The following is a 22,262-nucleotide window of genomic DNA, read 5'->3' as shown; positions in this document are numbered from 1 at the left end:
GGCTACGGCAGCGCCAGCATCCGCTCCAGCGCCAGCTTCGCGAACGCCTCGGTCTCCTTGTCGACCTCGATGCGGTTGACGAGGTTGCCCTCGGCCAGGGACTCCAGGGTCCAGACCAGGTGGGGCAGGTCGATGCGGTTCATCGTGGAGCAGAAGCAGACCGTCTTGTCGAGGAAGACGATCTCCTTGCCCTCGGGAGCGAAACGGTTCGCCAGACGGCGGACCAGGTTCAGCTCCGTGCCGATGGCCCACTTGGAACCGGCCGGGGCCGCCTCCAGCGCCTTGATGATGTACTCGGTCGAACCGACGTAGTCCGCGGCGGCGACCACCTCGTGCTTGCACTCCGGGTGGACCAGCACGTTCACGCCAGGGATGCGCTCGCGCACGTCGTGCACCGACTCCAGGCTGAAGCGGCCGTGCACCGAGCAGTGACCCCGCCACAGGATCATCTTCGCGGCGCGCAGTTCGTCCGCCGTCAGCCCGCCGTTCGGCTTGTGCGGGTTGTAGACGACGCAGTCCTCCAGGGACATGCCCATGTCGCGCACCGCGGTGTTGCGGCCGAGGTGCTGGTCGGGCAGGAACAGGACCTTCTCGCCCTGCTCGAAGGCCCACTCCAGGGCCCGCTCGGCGTTCGACGACGTGCAGATGGTGCCGCCGTGCTTGCCCGTGAACGCCTTGATGTCCGCGGACGAGTTCATGTACGAGACGGGCACGACCTGCTCGGCTATGCCGGCCTCGGTCAGCACGTCCCAGCACTCGGCGACCTGCTCGGCCGTCGCCATGTCGGCCATGGAGCAGCCGGCGGCCAGGTCGGGCAGGACGACCTTCTGGTCGTCGCCGGTCAGGATGTCCGCGGACTCCGCCATGAAGTGCACACCGCAGAAGACGATGTACTCGGCCTCAGGCCGTGCGGCCGCGTCCCGGGCCAGCTTGAAGGAGTCACCCGTCACATCCGCGAACTGGATGACCTCGTCGCGCTGGTAGTGGTGGCCGAGCACGAAGACCTTGTCCCCGAGCTTCTCCTTGGCCGCGCGGGCGCGCTCGACCAGGTCCGGGTCGGACGGGGAGGGGAGGTCGCCGGGGCACTCCACACCCCGCTCGCTCTTCGGGTCGGCCTCACGGCCGAGGAGGAGCAGGGCGAGGGGCGTCGGCTGTACGTCGAGCTCCTGGGTGGGGGCGGTGGTCACGACACGCACCCTTTCTACTTTTCGTCGAATTGACGTTATCTATCATAACCGCTTCACGTCACTTTGACGATGGCCATTGCGTCGATGTGACATGAATCCCGGTGCCGCCTTTTTGCTCCCCCGCGCGTGTGCGAGCATGAAAGGGAAAAGGGGAAACAAGTCCTCGGCCCGGAATGAATCCGCGGCCCCGTCGGTTGCAACCGTCGGCAAGCAGTCTCCGTACAACCCGGGAGAGATGTAGATGTCCGTATCGGACGAGACCAGCACCGTCACCGACGACGGCATCATCCTGTCCGACGCCGCCGCGGCGAAGGTCAAGGCCCTGCTCGACCAGGAAGGCCGTGACGATCTGGCGCTGCGCGTCGCCGTTCAGCCCGGCGGCTGCTCCGGCCTGCGTTACCAGCTGTTCTTCGACGAGCGTTCCCTCGACGGTGACGTGGTCAAGGACTTCGGTGGCGTCAAGGTCGTCACCGACCGGATGAGCGCCCCGTACCTCGGTGGCGCCTCCATCGACTTCGTGGACACCATCGAGAAGCAGGGCTTCACGATCGACAACCCGAACGCGACGGGCTCCTGCGCCTGCGGCGACTCCTTCAGCTAGCCGACCGCGTCGGCCGAACCCGAACGAAGGCGGCGGCCCCTCCTGGGAGGGGCCGCCGCCTTCGTGCGCGTACCGGGGACTATCGCGCCGATGTCTCCGGCAGCCGCGCCCCGGGCTTCTCCAGCGGGACCGCCTTGCCCTGGGTGCCGACCACCTTGCGGTCGCCGAGCGGCTCGTCCAGCTGCACGGTCTGGTGGAAGACCTTGGCGATCATGATGCAGACCTTGTTCTTGTACGGCGTCTCGGTCACGGTGACGGTGACCTTGTCCCCGCTCTCCTTCGCCGTCGTCCTGTAATCGGCGCACACCCCGCCGGTGAAGCTCACGGTCAGCTCCTTGCCCTCGGCGGTGTAACCGTCCACCTTGACGTCACGCGGCGCTCCCGTCGCCTCGTCGCCGGGGCTGCTCGGCCGCGGGCTGGGCTGCGCCGACGGCTCGCTCGGGAGGGTCGAGGTCAGGTACTTCGGGTCGACCGCCGGATACGTCATCGTGTAGACGTCCTCGGACCCCGGCGCGCGCACCTCGAACAGCCATGAGGGCACCAGCGTCTGCTGTCCCCGCGCGGTGTGCGAGGCCAGCCCGAACACGGCGTCCGTGATCGTGGCGGGCTCCGTCGCGGGAGCGTCGGCCGACTTCCCGCACGGGGCCTCCAGCCGGTCCTTCAGCGGTACGGCACTGGCGCAGCCGCCGATGCCCATCCGGTGGTCGCCCCCGGGTGCCGTCTTCATCAGGTCGAGCGTCTTCTGCGCGCTCAGCACCGGATACGTGGCTCCCTTCACCGGCGCGTCCAGCTGGCCGCTGCCGCCGACGACCTCGCCCTGCGCGCCGACGGTCAGCCCGGTCGTCCAGCCGTAGGTGGGCAGGCCGTCGACCTCGGGGTCGGCGTTCACCACCCGCTGGGCGCCCATGACCTGGCTCGCGTCCACCTTCGCGTCGTCCTGGCCCAGTGCCTTGAGGATCGGCGCGGCCGCCTTCTTGGCGGTCTCCACGCTCACCGGGTCGACGGCCGGTGCCATCGGATCCTTCCTGCACAGGGCGGCGCCGCCCTTGCAGTCGTCCGTGCCCGGCGTGTACCGGGTGAACGTCCAGGCACCCGGTGCCTGCCGGTCCACCTGCAGGGTCGGCCCCTCGCCGGCCTTCGCCGGACCGACCTTCCACACACCGCCCTCGGCGACCGGCGTCCCGTCGACCCCGAGCGCCTCGGCGAGAGAGGCCACCTCGGCCTTTCCGACCTGGCCCTTCGCCCAGTACACGGGCGCCGAGCCCGGGCCGTCCGGGAGCTCGCCGTCCACCTTGTACGTCTGCCCGTACGGGTTCGGCTCACCCGGCGCGATCCCGTTGCCGCCCCCGCTCGGACTCGTCTCGGAGTACCCGTCCAGCGCGAGCGCGGGCGGAGCCCCGTCCCCACCGGACGCCCCCGACTCCGCCCGCCCCCCGGACCCCCCGGACGCGTTCGCCGCGAGATACGCGCCACCGCCCCCGACGAGCAACACCGCCGCAGCGACAGACGCGATGATCAACGGCGACCGCCGCCGGCCGGAATGCTCGGAGGCGCCCCCGTCCCGGCCGAGGTCAGCCGGCCCGGGCTCGTCACCGTCCGACACGGTCGGGTGTTCACCAGCGGCGTGCGCCTGGTCGGGCTCGGCAGCGGAGCGGGCCCGGTCGGGCTCACTGGAGGCGCGTGCGTGCTCGGGCTGTGCGGTGGCGCGGGCCTGGTCGAGCTCGTTGGCGGGCGCTCGGTCGGGCCCGGCGTCGGCTCCGGTCCGGTCCGGCTCGGTGGCGGTGCCGGGAGCGGCGGGGGACTCGTCGGCGCTAGCGGCCAGGCCTGCCGCGTCCGGGATGCCGGAGGTGTTCTCGGCGTCCACGGCGGCAGGGGCCTTCTCGGCATCAGGCGTGGCGTCCGCGTCAGGCGTGGCGGGAGCCTCCCGCGCCTCAGGCGCGATCTCGGCGTCCGGCGTGATGTCGGTTGCCTCGGCCCCGGCGGCCGCACCGGCTTCCTCGGCCGCCGAAGCCTCGCCGGTCCCGGCACCGGCGTCCACCCCGGTCCCGGCGCCGTCCCTGTCCTCGGCCCCGGCCTTGGTCTCCGCCTCGTCCTCGGTCTCCGCCTCGACCGTGGTCGCGGGCTCGGCGCCGGCCTCGCCCTCTGCCCCGGTCCCGGCCTCGACCTGTCCCGAGCCGACTGCGCCCTTCTCCTCGCGGGCTTCCTCCGGAACGTCGCCGGAGGCGCCCGTGGAGTCGTCGTTCTCGGGTCGCTCGGTGTTCACCGCATCGCTCCTTCGGCTGCACTGCTGTCGTATCCCGCATCCTCTTTACGGGGGACAGCGATGGGACGCAGCGGGGGAGCGCACGGTTCCCCTGAGCGCGCCCGTGCCCTCGGAGCGGGGGTCGGCTCAGTCCCCGTAGTCGGACATCGCGTCCAGCAGCCGTGCCGACGACGACGGCACGGTCACGCCGTGGATGAGCGAGGGGGAGACCGGAGCGGAAGCGATCCGGTCGGGGGCCGCCCAGTGCGGAGCCATCCTGGCGCAGTCACCGCGCAACGAGGCCAGATCGACCTCGAAGTCGACCGGAGCGGGGGCATGGACCGTAAGGTTCGTCATGACGGCACCGTATGCACGCGAAAGCCTGCGAAGAAAGATCTACTATCGGGTAGTTTTGCCTGCTTCAGAGCCCGGCGCCGACCCGGTAGCGTGAACTGTCAATCCGTCTCCCCCCAGGAGAGTCCACGCCGTGCGCATCGCAGTCACCGGCTCCATCGCCACCGACCACCTCATGACCTTCCCCGGCCGCTTCGCCGACCAGTTCGTTGCGGATCAGCTGCACACGGTCTCGCTGTCGTTCCTGGTCGACCAGCTCGACGTACGTCGGGGCGGCGTGGGCGCGAACATCGCCTTCGGCATGGGCCAGCTGGGCACGGGGCCCATCCTGGTGGGCGCCGCGGGTGCCGATTTCGACGAGTACCGCGCCTGGCTGGACCGGCACGGCGTCGACACCGACTCGGTCCGTATCTCCGAGACGCTGCACACCGCGCGCTTCGTCTGCACCACCGACTCCGACCACAACCAGATCGGCTCGTTCTACACGGGCGCGATGAGCGAGGCCCGCCTCATCGAGCTGAAGACGGTCGCGGACCGCGTCGGCGGCCTCGACCTGGTCCTCATCGGCGCGGACGACCCGGAGGCCATGCTCCGTCACACCGAGGAGTGCCGCTCCCGCTCCATCCCGTTCGCCGCCGACTTCTCCCAGCAGATCGCCCGGATGAACGGCGAGGAGATCCGGATACTGCTGGACGGGGCGACGTACCTCTTCTCCAACGAGTACGAGAAGGGCCTCATCGAGTCCAAGACGGGCTGGACCGACGCGGAGATCCTCTCCCGGGTCGGCCACCGGGTGACCACCCTCGGCTCGCGCGGCGTGCGTATCGAGCAGGCCGGCCAGGACCCGATCGAGGTCGGTGTCCCCGACGAGGAGCGCAAGGCCGACCCCACCGGCGTCGGCGACGCCTTCCGTGCCGGCTTCCTCTCCGGCCTGGCCTGGGACGTCTCCCTGGAGCGCGCCGCCCAGGTCGGCTGCATGCTGGCGACTCTCGTCATCGAGACGGTCGGCACCCAGGAGTACCAGCTGCGCCGCGGCCACTTCATGGACCGCTTCGCCAAGGCCTACGGCGACGAGGCCGCCGCCGAGGTCAAGAAGCACCTGAACTGATCAGGACACCCGGCGGACCACGTAGGCCGAACCCTGGTCCGCCGGTTCCTCACCCACGTACCGCTGCCCCCGCATCTCGCACCAGGCCGGGATGTCGAGCCGTGCCGCCTCGTCGTCCGAGAGGACACGGACCGTGCCGCCGACCGGCACGTCCCCGATGACCTTGGCGAGTTCGATCACCGGGATCGGGCAGCGCTTGCCCAGCGCGTCCACGACGAGGGAGTCCTCCCGCACGACCGCGGCCGGTGCCGGCGCGCCGAGCTTCTCCCGCACCGTCGTCACCGCGTCCGCGAGGGCCGGGAGGAACCGCTCGACGTCCTCCGCGGGCGTCCCCGGCGGCAGCGACACCCGTACGTTCCCCTCGCTCAGCACCCCCATCGCCTTCAGGACATGGCTCGGCGTCAGCGTGCTGCTCGTGCACGACGACCCGGAGGAGACGGAGAAGCCGGCCCGGTCCAACTCGTGCAGCAGGGTCTCCCCGTCGACGTAGAGGCAGGAGAAGGTGACGATCCCGGGCAGCCGCCGTACGGGGTCGCCCACCACCTCCACGTCCGCGACCAACTCCGGCACCCGCGCCCGGATCCGGTCCGTCAGCTCCCGCAGCCGCACCGCCTCGGCGGCCGCCTCCGCGCGCACCGCCCGCAGCGAGGCCGCCGCGGCCACGATCGCCGGGATGTTCTCGAACCCGGCGGCCCGCCCCGACTCCCGCTCGTCCACGGGCCCTTGCGCCGCGAACCGAACACCCTTGCGCACAACAAGCAGCCCAACTCCTGACGGCCCGCCCCATTTGTGGGCGCTCCCCGTCAAGACCGACCAATCGCCCTCCACTCGGCCCCACGTCAACGACTGCGCCGCGTCCACCAGCAACGGCACGCCCGCCTCCCGGCACACGGCGGCCACCTCCGCCACCGGCTGCTCCGTCCCCACCTCGTGGTTGGCGGACTGGAGACAGGCCAGCGCGGTGTCGGGCCGCAGGGCCTCCTCGTACGACTCGACCGCGACCGCCCCCGTCCGCGACACCGGCACCCGCGTCACGGCCCCGCCGTCCGCCTCGAAGGACTCCGCCGAATGGAGCACTGAGGAGTGTTCGACGGATGACACGATCAGGTGGCGTCCGCTCCGTCGACGGCCCGCCAACGCCCCGGCGATCCCGCTGTGCACGGCCCGCGTACCGGACGGGGTGAACACCAGCTCGTCCGCCCGGCATCCCACCGCATCGGCGGCCGCTTCCCGCGCCGCGTCAAGCAGCATCCGGGCCCTGCGCCCCTCCCGGTACAGGCGGGCAGGGTCGGCCCACCCTTCGTCGAGTGAGGCCTGAAGAGCCTGCCGGGCAACGGGATGGAGAGGAGCACTGGAAGCAGCGTCGAAGTAGCCCACACGGCAACGCTAGACCGCCGGTCACCGCAACGCGTCAAGGGGCGCCGGGAACTGCGCGACGAGCCACAAAGAAGCCGCGGCCGCCAAACAAGCGAACCACTCCGCTCACTAGGCACCCCTCCCCGCGAACCCCCGGAACGCGTCCAGTAGGGTTTGGTCCGCATAAACATCCAAACCCCTGCCCGACGCAGGGCGGCGACCGACCAGCGAGAAGGCCGCAGCCAATCCGCGCGGGCGAGACTCTCGGGAAGGCGCTACGTGAGTCCCAACGGCTCCGACCGCTCGCCGCGGCGCCCGATGCGGCGGAAGCTGCTGCAGGCAATGACCGCGGGCCTGGTCCTGGCGACCGCCACCGGTTGCACATGGGAGGACTTCCCCCGCCTTGGTATGCCCACCCCCACCACGGAAGAGGCTCCGCGGATCCTCTCCCTGTGGCAGGGATCCTGGGCTGCCGCGCTCGCCGTCGGCGTGCTGGTGTGGGGCCTGATCCTGTGGAGTGCGATCTTCCACCGGCGCAGCCGCACCAAGGTGGAGGTCCCTCCGCAGACCCGGTACAACATGCCGATCGAGGCGCTCTACACGGTCGTTCCGATCATCATCGTCTCGGTGCTGTTCTACTTCACCGCCCGCGACGAGTCGAAGCTCCTGAGCCTCGACAAGAAGCCCGACGTCACGGTCAACGTCGTCGGCTTCCAGTGGAGCTGGTGCTTCAACTACATCGAGAACGTCGACGGTTCCACCGGTGACGCGAAGACCGACGAGAACCTGGCCGCGATTCCGGACCGGTTCAAGAAGGACTTCCCGGCCGACGCGGGCGGCGTCTACACCTGCGGAACCCCCGGTGAGCGGAACCCGCAGACCAACAACCCGGGCCCGACCCTCTGGCTCCCCGAGGGCAAGACGGTCCGCTTCGTCCTCACCTCGCGTGACGTCATCCACTCCTTCTGGGTGGTGCCGTTCCTGATGAAGCAGGACGTCATCCCGGGCCACACCAATGCCTTCCAGGTGACCCCGAACAAGCAGGGCACCTTCCTGGGCAAGTGCGCCGAGCTGTGCGGCGTCGACCACTCCCGGATGCTGTTCAACGTGAAGGTCGTCTCCCCCGAGCGCTACGAGCAGCACCTCAAGGACCTCGCCAAGAAGGGGCAGACCGGTTACGTTCCCGCGGGCATCGAGCAGACGAGCCACGAGAAGAACCGGGAGACGAACAACCTGTGAGCATCCTCAACGAACCCCAGGGTGCCGCGGCAGCAGGGTCCCACTACCAGGACGAGCTGCCGGTCCGGCGCCAACGCCGCGGTGAAGTCGTCATCAAGTGGCTGACGACCACGGACCACAAGACGATCGGCACGCTGTACCTCGTCACGTCGTTCGCGTTCTTCATCATCGGTGGCGTGATGGCGCTGTTCATGCGCGCCGAGCTGGCCCGTCCGGGTCTGCAGATCATGTCGAACGAGCAGTTCAACCAGGCGTTCACGATGCACGGCACGATCATGCTGCTGATGTTCGCGACGCCGCTGTTCGCCGGCTTCACCAACTGGATCATGCCGCTGCAGATCGGCGCGCCCGACGTGGCGTTCCCGCGGCTGAACATGTTCGCCTACTGGCTGTACCTGTTCGGCTCGCTGATCGCGGTCGGTGGATTCCTGACCCCGTCCGGTGCGGCCGACTTCGGCTGGTTCGCCTACTCCCCGCTGTCGGACGCGGTTCGCAGCCCGGGCATCGGCGCCGACCTGTGGATCATGGGCCTCGCCTTCTCCGGCTTCGGCACCATCCTCGGCTCGGTCAACTTCATCACCACGATCATCTGCATGCGCGCACCGGGCATGACGATGTTCCGCATGCCGATCTTCGTGTGGAACGTGCTGCTGACCGCCGTCCTGGTCCTGCTGGCCTTCCCGGTCCTCGCGGCCGCGCTGTTCGCCCTGGAGGCGGACCGCAAGTTCGGCGCCCACGTCTTCGACGCGGCCAACGGCGGAGCCTTGCTGTGGCAACACCTCTTCTGGTTCTTCGGCCATCCAGAGGTGTACATCATCGCCCTACCGTTCTTCGGCATCATCAGTGAGATCATCCCGGTCTTCAGCCGCAAGCCGATGTTCGGTTACATGGGCCTGATCGCCGCGACGATCACGATCGCCGGTCTCTCCGTGACGGTGTGGGCGCACCACATGTACGTCACTGGCGGAGTGCTCCTGCCGTTCTTCTCCTTCATGACGTTCCTCATCGCCGTACCGACCGGCGTGAAGTTCTTCAACTGGATCGGAACGATGTGGAAGGGCTCGCTGTCCTTCGAGACACCGATGCTCTGGGCCGTCGGATTCCTGATCACCTTCACCTTCGGTGGTCTGACCGGTGTCATCCTGGCCTCGCCGCCGATGGACTTCCACGTCTCCGACTCGTACTTCGTGGTGGCCCACTTCCACTACGTCGTGTTCGGAACGGTCGTCTTCGCGATGTTCGCCGGCTTCCACTTCTGGTGGCCGAAGATGACCGGCAAGATGCTCGACGAGCGTCTCGGCAAGATCACCTTCTGGACGTTGTTCGTCGGCTTCCACGGCACCTTCCTGGTCCAGCACTGGCTGGGTGCCGAGGGCATGCCGCGTCGTTACGCGGACTACCTCGCGGCCGACGGCTTCACCGCCCTGAACACGATCTCGACGATCAGCTCCTTCGTGCTGGGCCTGTCGATCCTGCCGTTCTTCTACAACGTCTGGAAGACCGCCAAGTACGGCAAGCCGGTCGGCGTCGACGACCCGTGGGGCTACGGCCGTTCGCTCGAGTGGGCGACCGCCTGCCCGCCCCCGCGGCACAACTTCCTCACCCTGCCGCGGATCCGCAGCGAATCCCCGGCGTTCGACCTGCACCACCCCGAGATCGCCGCGCTCGAGCAGCTGGAGCACAGCGACCAGGGTGCGAGCGCCATCGCGGGCGGCAAGGAGGCCGGCAAGTGAAGATCCAGGGCAAGATGTTCATCTGGCTGAGCGTCTTCATCCTCGTCATGGCGATCGTCTATGGCGTGTGGTCGAAGGAGCCCGCCGGTACGACGGCCCTGTTCCTGGCGTTCGGTCTGTCCATCATGATCGGCTTCTACCTCGGCTTCACGGCCAAGCGGGTCGACACGGGCGCCCAGGACAACAAGGAGGCGGACGTCGCGGACGACGCCGGCGAGCTGGGCTTCTTCAGCCCGCACAGCTGGCAGCCGCTGTCGCTGGGCATCGGCGGTGCCTTCGCCTTCCTCGGTGTCGCGGTCGGTTGGTGGCTGCTCTACTTCTCCGCCCCGCTGATCCTGATCGGCCTCTGGGGCTGGGTCTTCGAGTACTACCGCGGTGAGAACCGCACCCAGTAACACGCGCCGAGCGCCTCGGGAGCCCGGACCCTCCGCACAGGAGAGTCCGGGCTCCTGCGTTTGCCGCAAGAACGATCCCTCGTACGGGTTACCCGGCGCGCCGCTCTTGACGAACGTTCCTAGCGTCGAACCATGAGCCACACACCTCGTCCCCGCATCGCCGCCGGCTGCGCCCTGCTCGTGGTCGCCCTCACCACCGCGGTCCCCGGATGCAGCAGCGACGGCAACCCGCTGGCGGCCGCGCCGTACGACGCGTCGGACCAGATCGCCTTCAACGCCCCCTCAGGGGACGGGAAGAAGGCCGACCCGGACAAACCCCTGGAGGTCACCTCCGAGGACTCCGACGGGCGCATCACGGATGTCACGGCCATAGACGCCACGGGTCGCTACGTGGCGGGAGAACTCTCCGCCGACGGCGCCCGTTGGCACAGCACCGAACCCCTCGCCGCCAACGCCCACTACACGGTGCGGGTGAGCACGGAGGACGAGGACGGCGCCCCCGGCCGCCGCGTCCTGACCTTCCACACCGGCAAGCCGACCACCAAGAAGACCCTGGACGTCACCTTCGGCCCCAAGGCCGGCACGTACGGCGTCGGACAGCCCATCACGGCCGAGCTGAACAAGCCCGTCAAGGACGCCGCCCAGCGCGCCGTCGTCGAACGCGCCCTGAAGGTCACCTCGACGCCCGCGGTACAGGGCTCCTGGCACTGGGTGGACGACAAGAAGCTCCACTACCGCCCCCAGGAGTACTGGCCCACCAACGCCACGATCCAGGTGCGCAGCAACCTGGAGGGCATAAAGGTCGGCGACCGGCTGTGGGGCGGCAAGGCCAAGTCCCTGAAGATCACCACCGGTGACCGGGTCATCGCCGTCACGGACGCCGCGGCGCACTCCATGACGGTCTACAAGAACGACGCGGAGATCAAGCAGATCCCGGTCACCACCGGCAAGCCCGGCTTCGACACCCGCAACGGCGTCAAGGTCGTCCTCGGCAAGGAACGCTTCGTACGGATGCGCAGCAGCACCGTGGGCATCGCCGAGGGGTCGTCCGACTCGTACGACCTGCCCGTCTACTTCGCGACCCGGGTCACCTGGAGCGGCGAGTACGTCCACGCCGCCCCCTGGTCCGTGGGCTCCCAGGGCTCGGCGAACGTCAGCCACGGCTGCACCGGCATGAGCACCGAGAACGCCGAGTGGTTCTTCGACAACATCCGCGAGGGCGACATCGTCCAGGTGGTCAACAGCGCGGGTCACACGATGGAGCCGTTCGGCAACGGCTTCGGCGACTGGAACCTGGCCTGGGACAGCTGGCGCACCGGCAGCGCCCTGGTGGCCGGCACGCCGAACGCGCCCAGCCCGGCGGACCGGGCCCGGCTGCGGCCCCAGAGCGTCTGAGTACCCGGGAGAGAGCGAGAGAGGCGGGGGCAGCCCCAGGAGAGCTGCCGCAGAGCCCGGAGCCCGCCTCAGGCGCTCGCGAGCTTCTTCCGGCGCATCAGGGCGGCCAGGGCCGCCGCGAACTCCACCGGGTCCACCGGGAGCGTCACCGCCGAGTCCGCACGGCTCCAGGTGGCCAGCCAGGCGTCCTGCGGGCGCGCGATCAGCAGCAGCACCGGCGGGCAGTTGAAGATCTCGTCCTTGATCTGCCGGCACAGGCCCATGCCCCCCATGGGCACGGCCTCGCCGTCCAGGACGCAGATGTCGATCCCGCCCCGGTCCAGCTCCCGGACCACGGCGGCGGGCGTGGCGCACTCCACGAACTCCACCAGGGGCACGTCCGGAGCGGGCCTGCGGCCCGTCGCCAGCCGCACCTGTTCGCGGGTGTTGGAGTCGTCGCTGTAGACCAGCACCGTGGCGGTCGGCTGCATTGTTCCTCCGAGACGTCAGCGTCGTACGGACAGGACCGATGCGGCGGATGCTACCCCCTGGGACACCGCGTCAACACCTGCGCGAACAGCACTTCGATGGGCCATACGGGCACTGCACACGGTACGGACACTCCGAACGGGACCCCCCGGGGTGAGGGCTGGATAAGCGACCGACATAATGTCGGTCGTGGCGACAGCAACGACAGTAGAAACCGGGCACGCGCACCCGTCGGTCAACCGGCCGAACCTCACCAGCGTCGGAACCATCATCTGGTTGAGTTCCGAGCTGATGTTCTTCGCGGCCCTCTTCGCGATGTACTTCACCCTGCGATCGGTCACGGGACCCGATCACTGGAAGGAAATGGCCGAGGCCCTGAACCTTCCGTTCTCGGCGACGAACACCACGATCCTGGTGCTCTCCTCCCTCACCTGCCAGCTCGGCGTGTTCGCCGCCGAGCGCGGTGACGTGAAGAAGCTCCGGGGCTGGTTCATCGTCACGTTCATCATGGGCGCGATCTTCATCGGCGGTCAGATCTACGAGTACACCGAGCTGGTGAAGAAGGACGGGCTCTCGCTCTCCTCGGACCCGTACGGCTCGGTCTTCTACCTGACCACCGGCTTCCACGGACTGCACGTGACGGGCGGTCTCATCGCCTTCCTGCTGGTCCTCGGGCGTACGTACGCGGCCAAGAGGTTCACCCACGAGCAGGCGACCGCCGCGATCGTCGTGTCCTACTACTGGCACTTCGTCGATGTCGTCTGGATCGGCCTCTTCGCCACGATCTACCTGATCAAGTAGCCGGGCCCGTTCCCAAGCGCGCTCACCCGCACATTCCCGAAGCATCGACGCAGAAGATCCTGACACCGGGGTAATCCGTGAAAAAGCTCTCCGCACGACGACGCCATCCGCTGGCGGCGCTCGTCGTCCTACTCCTGGCGCTGGCATGCACTGGGGGGCTGTACGCCGCGTTCGCGCCCGCGAGCAAGGCGAAGGCCGATGACACTGCCCAGTCCCTAGCCATCGACGAGGGCAAGAAGCTCTATGCCGTCGGCTGCGCCAGTTGCCACGGCACCGGCGGTCAGGGTTCGTCCGACGGTCCGAGCCTGGTCGGCGTGGGCGCCGCGGCGGTCGACTTCCAGGTCGGCACCGGCCGTATGCCGGCGGCGACCTCCCAGGGCGCCCAGGTGCCGAAGAAGAAGGTCGTCTACACGCAGGCGCAGATCGACCAGCTGGCCGCGTACATCTCGTCGCTGGGCGCCGGCCCGGCCGTCCCCACCAAGGCCGAGTACGGCCCCGAGGGCGCGGACATCGCCAAGGGCGGCGAGCTCTTCCGCACCAACTGCGCGCAGTGCCACAATTTCACCGGCAAGGGCGGCGCCCTGACCAAGGGCAAGTTCGCGCCGACCCTCGAAGGCGTGGACCCGAAGCACATCTACGAGGCCATGCAGACCGGCCCGCAGAACATGCCCTCCTTCCCCGACACCACGCTGTCGGAGCAGAACAAGAAGGACATCATCGCGTACCTGAACGCGGTCAACGGCGATGAGACGGAGAGCCCCGGCGGTCTCGAGCTGGGCGGCCTCGGGCCGGTCAGCGAGGGTCTGTTCGGCTGGATCTTCGGTCTCGGCGGGCTCATCGCCATCGCCGTGTGGGTCGCCGCTCGGACCGCAAAGGCCAAGAAGTCATGAGTAGCCAAGACATTCCAGAAGAGAACCTGCCCGCTGAGCAGGACAACGCCCACGGCGGCGTAGGGGTGGTGGACGAGAAGCACCCGTTCGCCGACCCGGGCCTGCCGCCCCACGAGCACCGCGTCCAGGACATCGACGAGCGGGCCGCGAAGCGGTCCGAGCGTGCCGTCGCCTTCCTGTTCACGGTGTCGATGCTGGCCACCATCGGCTTCATCGCCTCGTACGTCGCGATCCCGGCCGACAAGTCGATCTTCGTCTTCCCGCTCGGGCACATCAGCGCGCTGAACTTCGCGCTGGGCCTGACGCTCGGCGCGGCGCTGTTCTGCATCGGCGCGGGCGCGGTCCACTGGGCCCGCACCCTGATGTCCGACGTGGAGATCGCCGACGACCGGCACGCGATCGAGGCGTCCCCCGAGGTCCGCGAGAAGGTCTTCTCGGACTTCCGGGACGGCGCCAAGGAGTCGGCGATCGGCCGTCGCAAGCTGATCCGCACCACCCTGTTCGGCGCGCTGACGCTGGTTCCGCTCTCCGGCGTCGTGCTGCTGCGCGACCTGGGCCCGCTGCCCGAGGACAAGCTGCGCCACACGCTGTGGGCCAAGGGCAAGCTGCTCGTCAACATGAACACGGACGAGCCGCTGCGTCCCTCGGACGTCGCCGTCGGTTCGCTCACCTTCGCCAAGCCCGAGGGCCTGGAGGAGCACGACGAGGACTTCCAGAACGAGATCGCCAAGTCGGCCCTGATGATCGTCCGGCTCCAGCCGGACAACATCAAGGACAAGCGCGAGCTCGAGTGGTCGCACGAGGGCATCGTCGCGTACTCGAAGATCTGCACCCACGTCGGTTGCCCGATCTCCCTGTACGAGCAGCAGACGCACCACGTGCTGTGCCCCTGCCACCAGTCCACCTTCGACCTCTCCGACGGTGCCCGAGTGATCTTCGGCCCCGCCGGGCACGCCCTGCCGCAGCTGCGCATCGGCGTGAACGACGAGGGCTACCTCGAGGCGCTCGGCGACTTCGAAGAGCCCGTCGGTCCTGCTTTCTGGGAGCGCGGATGAGCACGAACGAGAACACGCAGTCCCGCGCACGCGGGAAGGCCCCGGCCGGCGAGCGCGTCGCCGACTGGGCCGACGGCCGGCTCGGGATCTACTCCCTGGCCAAGGCCAACATGCGCAAGATCTTCCCGGACCACTGGTCCTTCATGCTCGGTGAGATCTGCCTCTACAGCTTCATCATCATCATCCTCACGGGTGTGTACCTGACGCTGTTCTTCCACCCGTCGATGAACGAGGTGGAGTACCACGGCAGCTACGTCCCGCTGCAGGGCCAGCTGATGTCGGAGGCGTTCAGCTCCACGCTGCACATCTCCTTCGACGTCCGCGGTGGTCTGCTCATCCGGCAGATCCACCACTGGGCGGCGGTCATCTTCCTCGCCGGCATGTTCGTGCACATGATGCGCGTCTTCTTCACCGGCGCGTTCCGCAAGCCGCGCGAGGTCAACTGGCTGTTCGGCTTCCTGCTGTTCGTCCTGGGCATGTTCACCGGTTTCACCGGCTACTCGCTCCCGGACGACCTGCTCTCCGGCACCGGTGTCCGCTTCACCCAGGGCGCGATCCTGTCCGTGCCGATCGTCGGCACGTACATCTCGATGTTCCTGTTCGGCGGCGAGTTCCCCGGTCACGACTTCGTGGCCCGGTTCTACTCGATCCACATCCTGCTGCTGCCGGGCATCATGCTCGGTCTCGTGGTCGGCCACCTGATCCTGGTCTTCTACCACAAGCACACGCAGTTCGCGGGCCCCGGACGCACCAACAAGAACGTCGTCGGCATGCCGCTGCTGCCGGTCTACATGGCCAAGGCCGGAGGCTTCTTCTTCCTGGTCTTCGGCGCCATCGCGGCCCTCGCCGGCATCGCGTCCATCAACCCGATCTGGGCGATGGGCCCCTACCGGCCGGACCAGGTGTCCACGGGCGCCCAGCCCGACTGGTACATGGGCTTCGCCGAGGGTCTCATCCGTGCCATGCCGGGCTGGGAGATCAACCTCTGGGGTCACACGCTCGTCCTGGGTGTGTTCATCCCGCTGGTGCTCTTCGGTCTGTTCCTCGGCGTGATCGCGCTGTACCCGTTCATCGAGTCCTGGATCACCGGGGACAAGCGCGAGCACCACATCCTGGACCGGCCGCGCAACGCCCCGACCCGTACGGCCTTCGGTGTCGCCTGGGTCACCGGCTACATGATCATGCTGATCGGTGGTGGCAACGACATCTTCGCCACCCACTTCCATCTGTCGATCAACGCGGTCACCTGGTTCGTCCGGATCGGCTTCTTCGCCGGACCGGTCCTGGCCTTCGTCGTCACCAAGCGGATCTGCATGGGTCTCCAGCGCCGCGACAAGGACAAGATCCTGCACGGTCGCGAGACCGGCACGATCAAGCGCCTGCCGCACGGTGAGTTCATCGAGGTCCACGAGCCGCTGAGCCAGGAGGCCCTGCACACCCTCACGGCGCACGAGCAGTACAAGCCGGTCGAGATCGGCCCGACGGTCGACGAGAACGGCGTCGAGCGCAAGGTGAAGGGCTCCGAGAAGCTGCGCGCCAAGCTGAGCGAGGCGTACTACGGCGAGGAGTCCCAGATCCCCAAGCCCACCGCCGAGGAGTACAGGGAGATCACGAGCGGCCACGGCCACCACTGATCGTCGCGGCGTCGCCACGCCACCAGCGAAGGGCCCCGTCCGGTCTTCGGACGGGGCCCTTCGCCGTGCCTTCCGGCTGGATAGGGTGGGCTCACACTCTTCTACGACACCCCGGAGCGGCCCCATGAGCGCTGTGACCCCCGCTGGAGGCGACACCGCGGCGGGCCGTTCCTGGCCCAAGCTGCTGAACGGCCTGCTGGACGGCCACGACCTCACCGCGGACGACACCGCCTGGGCGATGGACCTGATCATGCGCGGCGAGGCGACCGACGCGCAGATCGCCGGGTTCGCGGTGGCACTGCGCGCCAAGGGCGAGACCGTCCAGGAGATCAACGGGCTCGTCCGGACGATGTACGAGCACGCCAACGTCATCGAGGTGCCGGGGCGCACCGTCGACATCGTGGGCACGGGCGGCGACGGCGCGAAGACGGTGAACATCTCCACGATGTCCTCGATCGTCATCGCCGGCACGGGTGCCAAGGTCGTCAAGCACGGCAACCGGGCCGCGTCCTCCGCGTCCGGCGCCTCGGACGTCCTGGAGAAGCTCGGCGTCAACCTCGAACTGACCCCGAAGCGGGTGGCCGAGGTGGCCGAGGAGGCCGGGATCACCTTCTGCTTCGCCATCAAGTTCCACCCGGCGCTGCGTCATGTGGCCGCCGCCCGTGGACAGTTGGGCATCCGGACGACCTTCAACGCCCTCGGTCCGCTCACCAACCCCGCGAAGGTGAAGGCCCAGGCGGTGGGCGTCGCCGACCCGCGTCTGGCCCCGCTCATCGCCGGCGTCCTCGCCGAGCGCGGCAACTCCTCCCTCGTCTTCCGGGGTGACGACGGCTTCGACGAGCTGACCACGACCGCCACCTCCCGGGTGTGGGTCGTGCGCGACGGCAAGGTGACCGAGGAGACCTTCGACCCGCGCGACGTCGGCATCGAGCTCGTGCCGGTGGAGGCGCTGCGCGGCGCCGACCCGTCGTACAACGCGGAGGTCGCCAGACGGCTGCTGGAGGGCGAGAGGGGCCCGGTCCGCGACGCCGTCCTGCTGAACTCGGCGGCGGCGCTCGTGGCGCTCGACCCGGGCCCCGGAACGCTGGCCGAGCAGATCGGCGCCGGCATGGCCAAGGCCGCCGAGTCGATCGACTCGGGAGCGGCGAAGCGTTCGCTCGAGCGCTGGGTGGCCGCGAGCAACGCCTAGGGCCTGTCCGGCGGATCAGGTCGCTGGAAACCGACGTGCGGTCCCGCGATCCGGACACGGGTTGCGGGACCGCGATCACTTCACGTACGTTCCTGTCCAGGTCATGAGTGACAGTCATGAGGCCCCGGCCGACTGTCCGGCAACCCTCCGTCCGTGGCGGGGTGCCCCGGGTGAGGACCAGGCCGTAGGCAGTGAGGTCTACGGCAAGCGCGGATCCCTCATACACCAGGGATCCTGGTCATCGAGGGAGCCTTCCGTGAGCAAGCGAATGCGCTAGGGCGTCGAGCCCCGCCTCCGCACACCCGTCTTCACTCTCCTCCTTCCTCTCACGGGAGTTCCGTCATGTCTGTCCTCAGTGCTGCCTCCACCGCTGTCTCCACCCAGCCCCTTTGTGCCCCGCTGCCCGTTCTGGGCCGGGATGTCACCGTCCCGCTCGTCACGGGCGGCGAAGTCACCTACGCAGCGCTCGACTACGCCGCCAGCGCCCCCGCCCTCCAGCGGGTCTGGGACGACGTGGCGGCCTACGCCCCGTACTACGGCAGCGTCCACCGGGGTGCCGGCTACCTCTCCCAGCTGTCGACGGACCTCTTCGAGAACGCCCGCAGGACGGTCGCCGAGTTCCTCGACTGCCGAGCCGACGACCAGCTGATCTTCACCCGCTCGACGACGGACTCCCTCAACCTGCTGGCTCAGGCCCTCCCCGCCGACTGCCAGGTCTTCGTCTTCGAGACCGAGCACCACGCCTCGCTGCTGCCCTGGCAGCACGCCCGGGTCACCTACCTCGACGCCCCGCGCACCCCGCGGCAGGCGGTGGCGACCCTGGAGCGCGCCCTCGCCGACCGTGCCCCCCACGGCCCGGCCCTCGTCTGTGTCACCGGCGCCTCCAACGTCACCGGCGAGCTGTGGCCCGTACAGGAGCTGGCCGCCGCCGCCCACGCGCACGGCGCCCGTATCGTCCTGGACGCCGCCCAGCTGGCCCCCCACCACCCGGTGTCACTGAAGGACCTCGACGTCGACTGGGTCGCGTTCTCCGGCCACAAGCTGTACGCCCCGTTCGGCTCCGGCGTCCTCGCCGGCCGCGCCGACTGGCTGCGCGAGGCCGACCCCTACCTCGCGGGCGGCGGCGCCAGCCGCAAGGTGACCCGGCGCGAGGACGGGGGAGTGGACGTCGAGTGGCACGACAGCGCCGCACGGCACGAGGCGGGATCACCCAACGTCATCGGCGCCTACTCCATCGCCTCGGCCTGCAAGGCGCTGACCGAGGCCGGCTTCGACACCCTGGTCGCCCGCGAGCAGTACCTGATCGAGAAGGTCCGCACGGGCCTCGCCGAGGTCCCCGAGGTCCGGATCCTGTCCCTCTTCGGCGACGACGCCCCCCGCGTCGGCGTGATCTCCTTCGTCGTCGACGGCTGGAACAGCTCCCACTTCGCCGCCGCCCTCTCCGCCGAGTACGGCATCGGCGTCCGCGACGGCCTCTTCTGCGCCCACCCCCTCGTCCGCACCCTCCTGGGCAGCGACCCCCAGACCCAGGGCGAGTGCGGCGCCCCCGAGGCGGCCCCCGGCGAGAAGTCCCTCAACGCCATCCGCGTCAGCTTCGGCGCGGGAACCCCGGACGAACACGTGGACCGCTTCGTGAGCGCGGTCCGGGAACTGGTGAGCAACGGTGCCAAGTGGCAGTACCGCACGGAGGAGGGCCGCTGCGTCCCGGCGGTGTGACGGGCGTTCGCCAGTTGGCGGTGTTCAGGGGGTCAGGAGTCCAGCCCGATGGCGAAAGCCGCCTCAAGATCATGCTGCGAGTACGTCCGAAACGCCACATGCGTGTCCGTGGCCTCCACCCCGGGAATCTTGCTGATCCGCCCGGGAATGACATCCGCCAGATCCTCATGCGCCCGCACCCGGACCATGGCGATCAAGTCATACGTGCCGGTGACGGAGAAGACCTCGCTGACGGACTCCAGCGCGGCGATCGACTCCGCGATCTCCGGAATCCGGTCCACGCTGGTCTTGATGAGCACGATCGCGGTGATCACGGCTGGTTCTCTCCCTCGGGGGCCGGAGCTGGGGCGGCCCTCACTCTAGTCGTCGACCTGAAGGACGCCCACGCGTAGAGGAAGCCCAGCCCGAAGCCCACCAGGTGCGCCAGGTACGCCACCCCGGGCCCCTGACCGGCCCGCGCCGCCGCCAGCCACTGCACGGCCACCCAGAACGGCAGCACGACCCACGCGGGGAGGCGCAGGGGCAGGAAGAACAGGAACGGCAGGAGACTGGTCACCCGCGCCCGGGGAAAGAGGTACAGGAACGCACCGAGGACGGCGGAGATCGCCCCGGACGCGCCCACCAGCGACTGCTCGGAGCCGGGGTTGGCGACCGCGTACCCCAGCAGGGCGAGGGAGCCGCAGCCGACGTAGAACAGGGTGAAGTGGACGCGGCCCATCCGTTCCTCGGTCATCGCGCCGAAGACGTAGAGGAAGAGCATGTTGCCCAGCAGGTGCACCCAGCTGCCGTGGACGAAGAGGGCCGTGGCGGGGGTCAGGGCCGCTCGGGGGGAACCCTCGAACAGTTCTGCGGGGATCACACCCCAGCGCCGGAAATAGGCCCGCTGCGCCAGGAGCAGCTCCTCGCCGGAGCCGTACGCCGGGTTGAGCCCCGAGGCCGGGCCGACCAGGAAGACCGCGCAGCACACGACGATCAGCGCGTACGTCACCGGCGTGGATGTCCGACGAACCGCCCTGATCGCCTTGGTCGTGCTGCCGAGCGTGACGCTCCTGTTGCTGATCATGACCACAGAGCATGACGTAACGGACGCGCGGGCACAGACCGCCTCGCCGCCGTGGACGCCCGAGCGGCGAGTACCCGCCAGGCCGTAGGGTTACGAGCCACACGGACCGGGGAGCCTTGGGCGCGACCCGACACCGCGAGAACGACGACACTAGAACGACGACACTAGAAGGAAGCGGACAAGTCACGATGACGGTTCCCCTGCCGACCGCCACCACGCGGTGGCGCTGCACCCTCTGCGGCAACCTCACCCGGTTCGACGTGACGCGCTCGTCGAAGGTCGTCGAGTACGTCCACCTCGACCTCGCGGGCGAGCCGAAGGTCGAGGAGCGCGAGGTGGTCAGTGAGACCATCGAGTCGGTGCGGTGCCGCTGGTGCAACGCCGTGGACCAGGTGGAACTCGTGGACAGGCCGGGCGCCGGCTCCTGACTGGGAGCGGCCCCGCACAGGCATTGGGGTGTGACGGATGGCGGAGACCACGGGCGGGGGGCCGGGCGACGGCGCCGCCGAGGTGCTCGACCGTCCGCTGCCCGACGGCGTACGGCGCAGGGTCGTACAGATCGTCTCGGACGGCTTCGGCGGCCTGACCGTCGCCGAACTGCCCGCGCAGCTGCGGCAGTACGCCCGCTTCGCACCCAACCGGCGGGCCAAGTTCGCGGGCAACGCGATGGCGGCCGCGCTGGAGACCGACCCGCTGTTCCGACAGCGCATCGGGGAGAAGCTCAGAGAGGCCCAGCCGGAGCTCGCCGGCGCTCTGGACTCCGGCTCGCCGCCCCCGGCCGCGGACCCGCTCGACGTGGCGGCCGCGGCCTACGTACTGCGGCCCCCGGGCTGGGTGAAGCTGGTCGCCGCGGCCGGTGAGGAGGCCCTGCGGGCGGACGCCGAGCGCGCCGACGAGGAGAGCCGGGCCGAGCTGGAGCGGCTGCGCGAGCAGCTCGCGCACGCCCGTGAGCAGACCCGCGCGGAGACCGAGGGGCTGCGCGTCGAGCTGGAGGCGGCGAAGAAGGAAGCGGAATCGCTTCACCGCAAGCTGCGCGCGGCCCTCAGTGACGTCAAGCGCGGCGAGGCGGCCCTGCGCAAGGCCCACGGCGAGATCGAGGCCGTCCGTGCGGACGGGCACGCCCAGGTGTCCGCCGCCGAGAGCGAGAGCAGGCGGCTCAAGGCGCGGCTCGGGGAGGCGGAGGCCGCCCTGGAGGCCACCCGCAGAGCGGCGCGTGAGGGGCGCAGCGTCGAGGACATGCGCGTACGGCTGTTGCTCGACACCGTGCTGGACGCGGCCCAGGGGCTGCGGCGGGAGCTGGCCCTGCCGCCGGTGTCCGTGCGGCCCGCCGAGACCGTGGACGCGGTCGAACCGGGACGAATGACTCCGAAGGACATCGCTGCCCGGGCTTTGTCCGAAAATGATCCCGCGATCCTCGACCAGTTGCTCGCGCTGCCGCAGGCGCATCTTGTCGTCGACGGCTACAACGTGACCAAGACCGGCTATCCGCAGATGCCGCTGGAGAAGCAGCGTCTCAGGCTGCTCGGGCAGCTCTCGCAGCTCGCCGCCCAGACCGGCGCCGAGGTCACCTGTGTCTTCGACGGGGCCGAACTGGCCGCTCCGGTGCTGCTCGCGCCACCCAGAGGCGTGCGGGTGCTCTTCTCCAAGCCGGGGGTCACCGCGGACGAGTTGATCCGTCAGCTGGTCCGCGCCGAGCCCCCGGGCCGGCCGGTCATCGTCGCCTCCACCGACCGTGAGGTGGCCGACGGGGTGGCGCGGGCCGGGGCGCGGCCGGTGGCGTCGGCGATGCTCCTGAAGCGGCTGTCCTGAAGTCGCTGTCCCTTAGGTCAACCTCCT

At 69.3% G+C, this 22,262-nt stretch carries 21 protein-coding genes and 1 riboswitch; of the genes, 14 read left to right on the top strand and 7 right to left on the bottom strand.

Going from position 1 to position 22,262, the window contains the following annotated elements:
* Nucleotides 1-2: 2 nt before the first annotated feature.
* Nucleotides 3-1,187 (bottom strand): quinolinate synthase NadA, encoded by a 1,185-nt coding sequence (gene nadA, locus ACGFNV_RS21925; RefSeq protein WP_393624626.1) that lies wholly within the window; start codon nucleotides 1,185-1,187, stop codon nucleotides 3-5.
* Nucleotides 1,188-1,428: 241 nt separating this feature from the next.
* Here nadA and ACGFNV_RS21920 point away from each other — a divergent pair, with 241 nt between their 5' ends.
* Nucleotides 1,429-1,788, top strand: a complete 360-nt coding sequence (locus tag ACGFNV_RS21920; protein WP_393624625.1) for an iron-sulfur cluster assembly accessory protein — start codon at nucleotides 1,429-1,431, stop codon at nucleotides 1,786-1,788.
* Nucleotides 1,789-1,867: 79 nt separating this feature from the next.
* Here the strand turns inward: ACGFNV_RS21920 and ACGFNV_RS21915 are convergent, their stop codons facing one another.
* Both ACGFNV_RS21915 and ACGFNV_RS21910 read right to left on the bottom strand, forming a co-directional pair.
* Nucleotides 1,868-4,051 (bottom strand): hypothetical protein, encoded by a 2,184-nt coding sequence (locus ACGFNV_RS21915; protein WP_393624624.1) that lies wholly within the window; start codon nucleotides 4,049-4,051, stop codon nucleotides 1,868-1,870.
* A gap of 126 nt (nucleotides 4,052-4,177) precedes the next feature.
* A complete protein-coding gene (locus ACGFNV_RS21910) occupies nucleotides 4,178-4,387 on the bottom strand; it encodes a hypothetical protein (RefSeq protein WP_393624623.1) in 210 nt (69 codons plus the stop codon).
* A 130-nt stretch (nucleotides 4,388-4,517) separates the two neighbouring features.
* Here ACGFNV_RS21910 and ACGFNV_RS21905 point away from each other — a divergent pair, with 130 nt between their 5' ends.
* Nucleotides 4,518-5,492 carry a carbohydrate kinase family protein gene (locus ACGFNV_RS21905; RefSeq protein WP_393624622.1) on the top strand — a complete coding sequence of 325 codons (975 nt, stop codon included), beginning with the start codon at nucleotides 4,518-4,520 and terminating at the stop codon, nucleotides 5,490-5,492.
* Here the strand turns inward: ACGFNV_RS21905 and ACGFNV_RS21900 are convergent, their stop codons facing one another.
* Nucleotides 5,493-6,869: a cysteine desulfurase/sulfurtransferase TusA family protein gene (locus ACGFNV_RS21900; RefSeq protein ID WP_393624621.1), complete on the bottom strand. Its 1,377-nt coding sequence runs from the start codon at nucleotides 6,867-6,869 to the stop codon at nucleotides 5,493-5,495.
* Nucleotides 6,870-7,127: 258 nt separating this feature from the next.
* Here ACGFNV_RS21900 and coxB point away from each other — a divergent pair, with 258 nt between their 5' ends.
* From coxB to ACGFNV_RS21880, 4 genes are all read left to right on the top strand, one after another.
* Nucleotides 7,128-8,087 (top strand): cytochrome c oxidase subunit II, encoded by a 960-nt coding sequence (gene coxB / locus ACGFNV_RS21895; protein ID WP_393624620.1) that lies wholly within the window; start codon nucleotides 7,128-7,130, stop codon nucleotides 8,085-8,087.
* The gene (ctaD, locus tag ACGFNV_RS21890; RefSeq protein WP_393624619.1) at nucleotides 8,084-9,820 is read left to right on the top strand and encodes a cytochrome c oxidase subunit I; all 1,737 of its coding nucleotides are present in this window, start codon (nucleotides 8,084-8,086) and stop codon (nucleotides 9,818-9,820) included. Before coxB ends, ctaD begins: the two co-directional genes overlap by 4 nt.
* Nucleotides 9,817-10,215: a cytochrome c oxidase subunit 4 gene (locus ACGFNV_RS21885; protein ID WP_393624618.1), complete on the top strand. Its 399-nt coding sequence runs from the start codon at nucleotides 9,817-9,819 to the stop codon at nucleotides 10,213-10,215. The genes ctaD and ACGFNV_RS21885 overlap by 4 nt, the downstream gene beginning before the upstream one ends.
* Before the next feature lie 132 nt (nucleotides 10,216-10,347).
* Nucleotides 10,348-11,610: an Ig-like domain-containing protein gene (locus ACGFNV_RS21880; protein ID WP_393624617.1), complete on the top strand. Its 1,263-nt coding sequence runs from the start codon at nucleotides 10,348-10,350 to the stop codon at nucleotides 11,608-11,610.
* Between the two features lie 68 nt (nucleotides 11,611-11,678).
* Here the strand turns inward: ACGFNV_RS21880 and ACGFNV_RS21875 are convergent, their stop codons facing one another.
* A complete protein-coding gene (locus ACGFNV_RS21875) occupies nucleotides 11,679-12,080 on the bottom strand; it encodes a hypothetical protein (RefSeq protein ID WP_393624616.1) in 402 nt (133 codons plus the stop codon).
* A gap of 178 nt (nucleotides 12,081-12,258) precedes the next feature.
* On the opposite strand from ACGFNV_RS21875, the gene ACGFNV_RS21870 reads away from it, so the two are divergent.
* The 6 genes from ACGFNV_RS21870 (at nucleotide 12,259) to ACGFNV_RS21845 (ending at nucleotide 19,363) form a co-directional block, all read left to right on the top strand.
* Nucleotides 12,259-12,879, top strand: a complete 621-nt coding sequence (locus ACGFNV_RS21870) for a heme-copper oxidase subunit III (protein ID WP_133926864.1) — start codon at nucleotides 12,259-12,261, stop codon at nucleotides 12,877-12,879.
* A gap of 77 nt (nucleotides 12,880-12,956) precedes the next feature.
* Nucleotides 12,957-13,769, top strand: a complete 813-nt coding sequence (locus ACGFNV_RS21865) for a c-type cytochrome (protein WP_393624615.1) — start codon at nucleotides 12,957-12,959, stop codon at nucleotides 13,767-13,769.
* On the top strand, nucleotides 13,766-14,824 hold the full coding sequence (locus ACGFNV_RS21860; RefSeq protein ID WP_393624614.1) for a Rieske 2Fe-2S domain-containing protein: 1,059 nt from the start codon (nucleotides 13,766-13,768) through the stop codon (nucleotides 14,822-14,824). Before ACGFNV_RS21865 ends, ACGFNV_RS21860 begins: the two co-directional genes overlap by 4 nt.
* Nucleotides 14,821-16,458, top strand: coding sequence for a cytochrome bc complex cytochrome b subunit (locus tag ACGFNV_RS21855; protein WP_393624613.1), 1,638 nt, complete (start codon nucleotides 14,821-14,823; stop codon nucleotides 16,456-16,458). Before ACGFNV_RS21860 ends, ACGFNV_RS21855 begins: the two co-directional genes overlap by 4 nt.
* A 124-nt stretch (nucleotides 16,459-16,582) precedes the next feature.
* Nucleotides 16,583-17,647, top strand: a complete 1,065-nt coding sequence (gene trpD / locus ACGFNV_RS21850; RefSeq protein ID WP_393624612.1) for an anthranilate phosphoribosyltransferase — start codon at nucleotides 16,583-16,585, stop codon at nucleotides 17,645-17,647.
* A 99-nt stretch (nucleotides 17,648-17,746) separates the two neighbouring features.
* Nucleotides 17,747-17,863: riboswitch (SAM riboswitch) on the top strand.
* 126 nt (nucleotides 17,864-17,989) lie between these two features.
* A complete protein-coding gene (locus ACGFNV_RS21845; protein ID WP_393624611.1) occupies nucleotides 17,990-19,363 on the top strand; it encodes an aminotransferase class V-fold PLP-dependent enzyme in 1,374 nt (457 codons plus the stop codon).
* A 32-nt stretch (nucleotides 19,364-19,395) separates the two neighbouring features.
* Here ACGFNV_RS21845 and ACGFNV_RS21840 read toward each other — a convergent pair whose 3' ends face one another.
* Nucleotides 19,396-19,677 carry an Lrp/AsnC family transcriptional regulator gene (locus ACGFNV_RS21840; protein ID WP_037668979.1) on the bottom strand — a complete coding sequence of 94 codons (282 nt, stop codon included), beginning with the start codon at nucleotides 19,675-19,677 and terminating at the stop codon, nucleotides 19,396-19,398.
* Nucleotides 19,674-20,426 (bottom strand): rhomboid family intramembrane serine protease, encoded by a 753-nt coding sequence (locus tag ACGFNV_RS21835; RefSeq protein ID WP_393624610.1) that lies wholly within the window; start codon nucleotides 20,424-20,426, stop codon nucleotides 19,674-19,676. Before ACGFNV_RS21835 ends, ACGFNV_RS21840 begins: the two co-directional genes overlap by 4 nt.
* A 188-nt stretch (nucleotides 20,427-20,614) precedes the next feature.
* Here ACGFNV_RS21835 and ACGFNV_RS21830 point away from each other — a divergent pair, with 188 nt between their 5' ends.
* Together ACGFNV_RS21830 and ACGFNV_RS21825 are read left to right on the top strand one after the other, a co-directional pair.
* Complete coding sequence (locus ACGFNV_RS21830) at nucleotides 20,615-20,854, top strand: hypothetical protein (protein WP_055541554.1); 240 nt, start codon at nucleotides 20,615-20,617, stop codon at nucleotides 20,852-20,854.
* Between the two features lie 37 nt (nucleotides 20,855-20,891).
* Nucleotides 20,892-22,235 (top strand): NYN domain-containing protein, encoded by a 1,344-nt coding sequence (locus ACGFNV_RS21825; RefSeq protein WP_393624609.1) that lies wholly within the window; start codon nucleotides 20,892-20,894, stop codon nucleotides 22,233-22,235.
* Nucleotides 22,236-22,262: the final 27 nt, after the last annotated feature.

The organism is Streptomyces sp. NPDC048751, assembly GCF_043198595.1.
In the GTDB taxonomy this organism is placed as follows: domain Bacteria; phylum Actinomycetota; class Actinomycetes; order Streptomycetales; family Streptomycetaceae; genus Streptomyces.
The sequence above is the reverse complement of the archived record's forward strand: the minus strand, read 5'-3'. Positions and strand labels throughout refer to the sequence as shown.

Bases quoted from the DNA above. Each gene is read 5' to 3' on its own strand.
- ACGFNV_RS21920 (WP_393624625.1), top strand. From the start codon at position 1,429: ATGTCCGTATCGGACGAGACCAGCACCGTCACCGACGACGGCATCATC.
- ACGFNV_RS21910 (WP_393624623.1), bottom strand. From the start codon at position 4,387: ATGACGAACCTTACGGTCCATGCCCCCGCTCCGGTCGACTTCGAGGTC.
- ACGFNV_RS21880 (WP_393624617.1), top strand. From the start codon at position 10,348: ATGAGCCACACACCTCGTCCCCGCATCGCCGCCGGCTGCGCCCTGCTC.
- ACGFNV_RS21875 (WP_393624616.1), bottom strand. From the start codon at position 12,080: ATGCAGCCGACCGCCACGGTGCTGGTCTACAGCGACGACTCCAACACC.
- ACGFNV_RS21870 (WP_133926864.1), top strand. From the start codon at position 12,259: ATGTCGGTCGTGGCGACAGCAACGACAGTAGAAACCGGGCACGCGCAC.
- ACGFNV_RS21860 (WP_393624614.1), top strand. From the start codon at position 13,766: ATGAGTAGCCAAGACATTCCAGAAGAGAACCTGCCCGCTGAGCAGGAC.
- ACGFNV_RS21855 (WP_393624613.1), top strand. From the start codon at position 14,821: ATGAGCACGAACGAGAACACGCAGTCCCGCGCACGCGGGAAGGCCCCG.
- trpD (WP_393624612.1), top strand. From the start codon at position 16,583: ATGAGCGCTGTGACCCCCGCTGGAGGCGACACCGCGGCGGGCCGTTCC.
- ACGFNV_RS21845 (WP_393624611.1), top strand. From the start codon at position 17,990: ATGTCTGTCCTCAGTGCTGCCTCCACCGCTGTCTCCACCCAGCCCCTT.
- ACGFNV_RS21835 (WP_393624610.1), bottom strand. From the start codon at position 20,426: ATGATCAGCAACAGGAGCGTCACGCTCGGCAGCACGACCAAGGCGATC.
- ACGFNV_RS21830 (WP_055541554.1), top strand. From the start codon at position 20,615: ATGACGGTTCCCCTGCCGACCGCCACCACGCGGTGGCGCTGCACCCTC.
- ACGFNV_RS21825 (WP_393624609.1), top strand. From the start codon at position 20,892: ATGGCGGAGACCACGGGCGGGGGGCCGGGCGACGGCGCCGCCGAGGTG.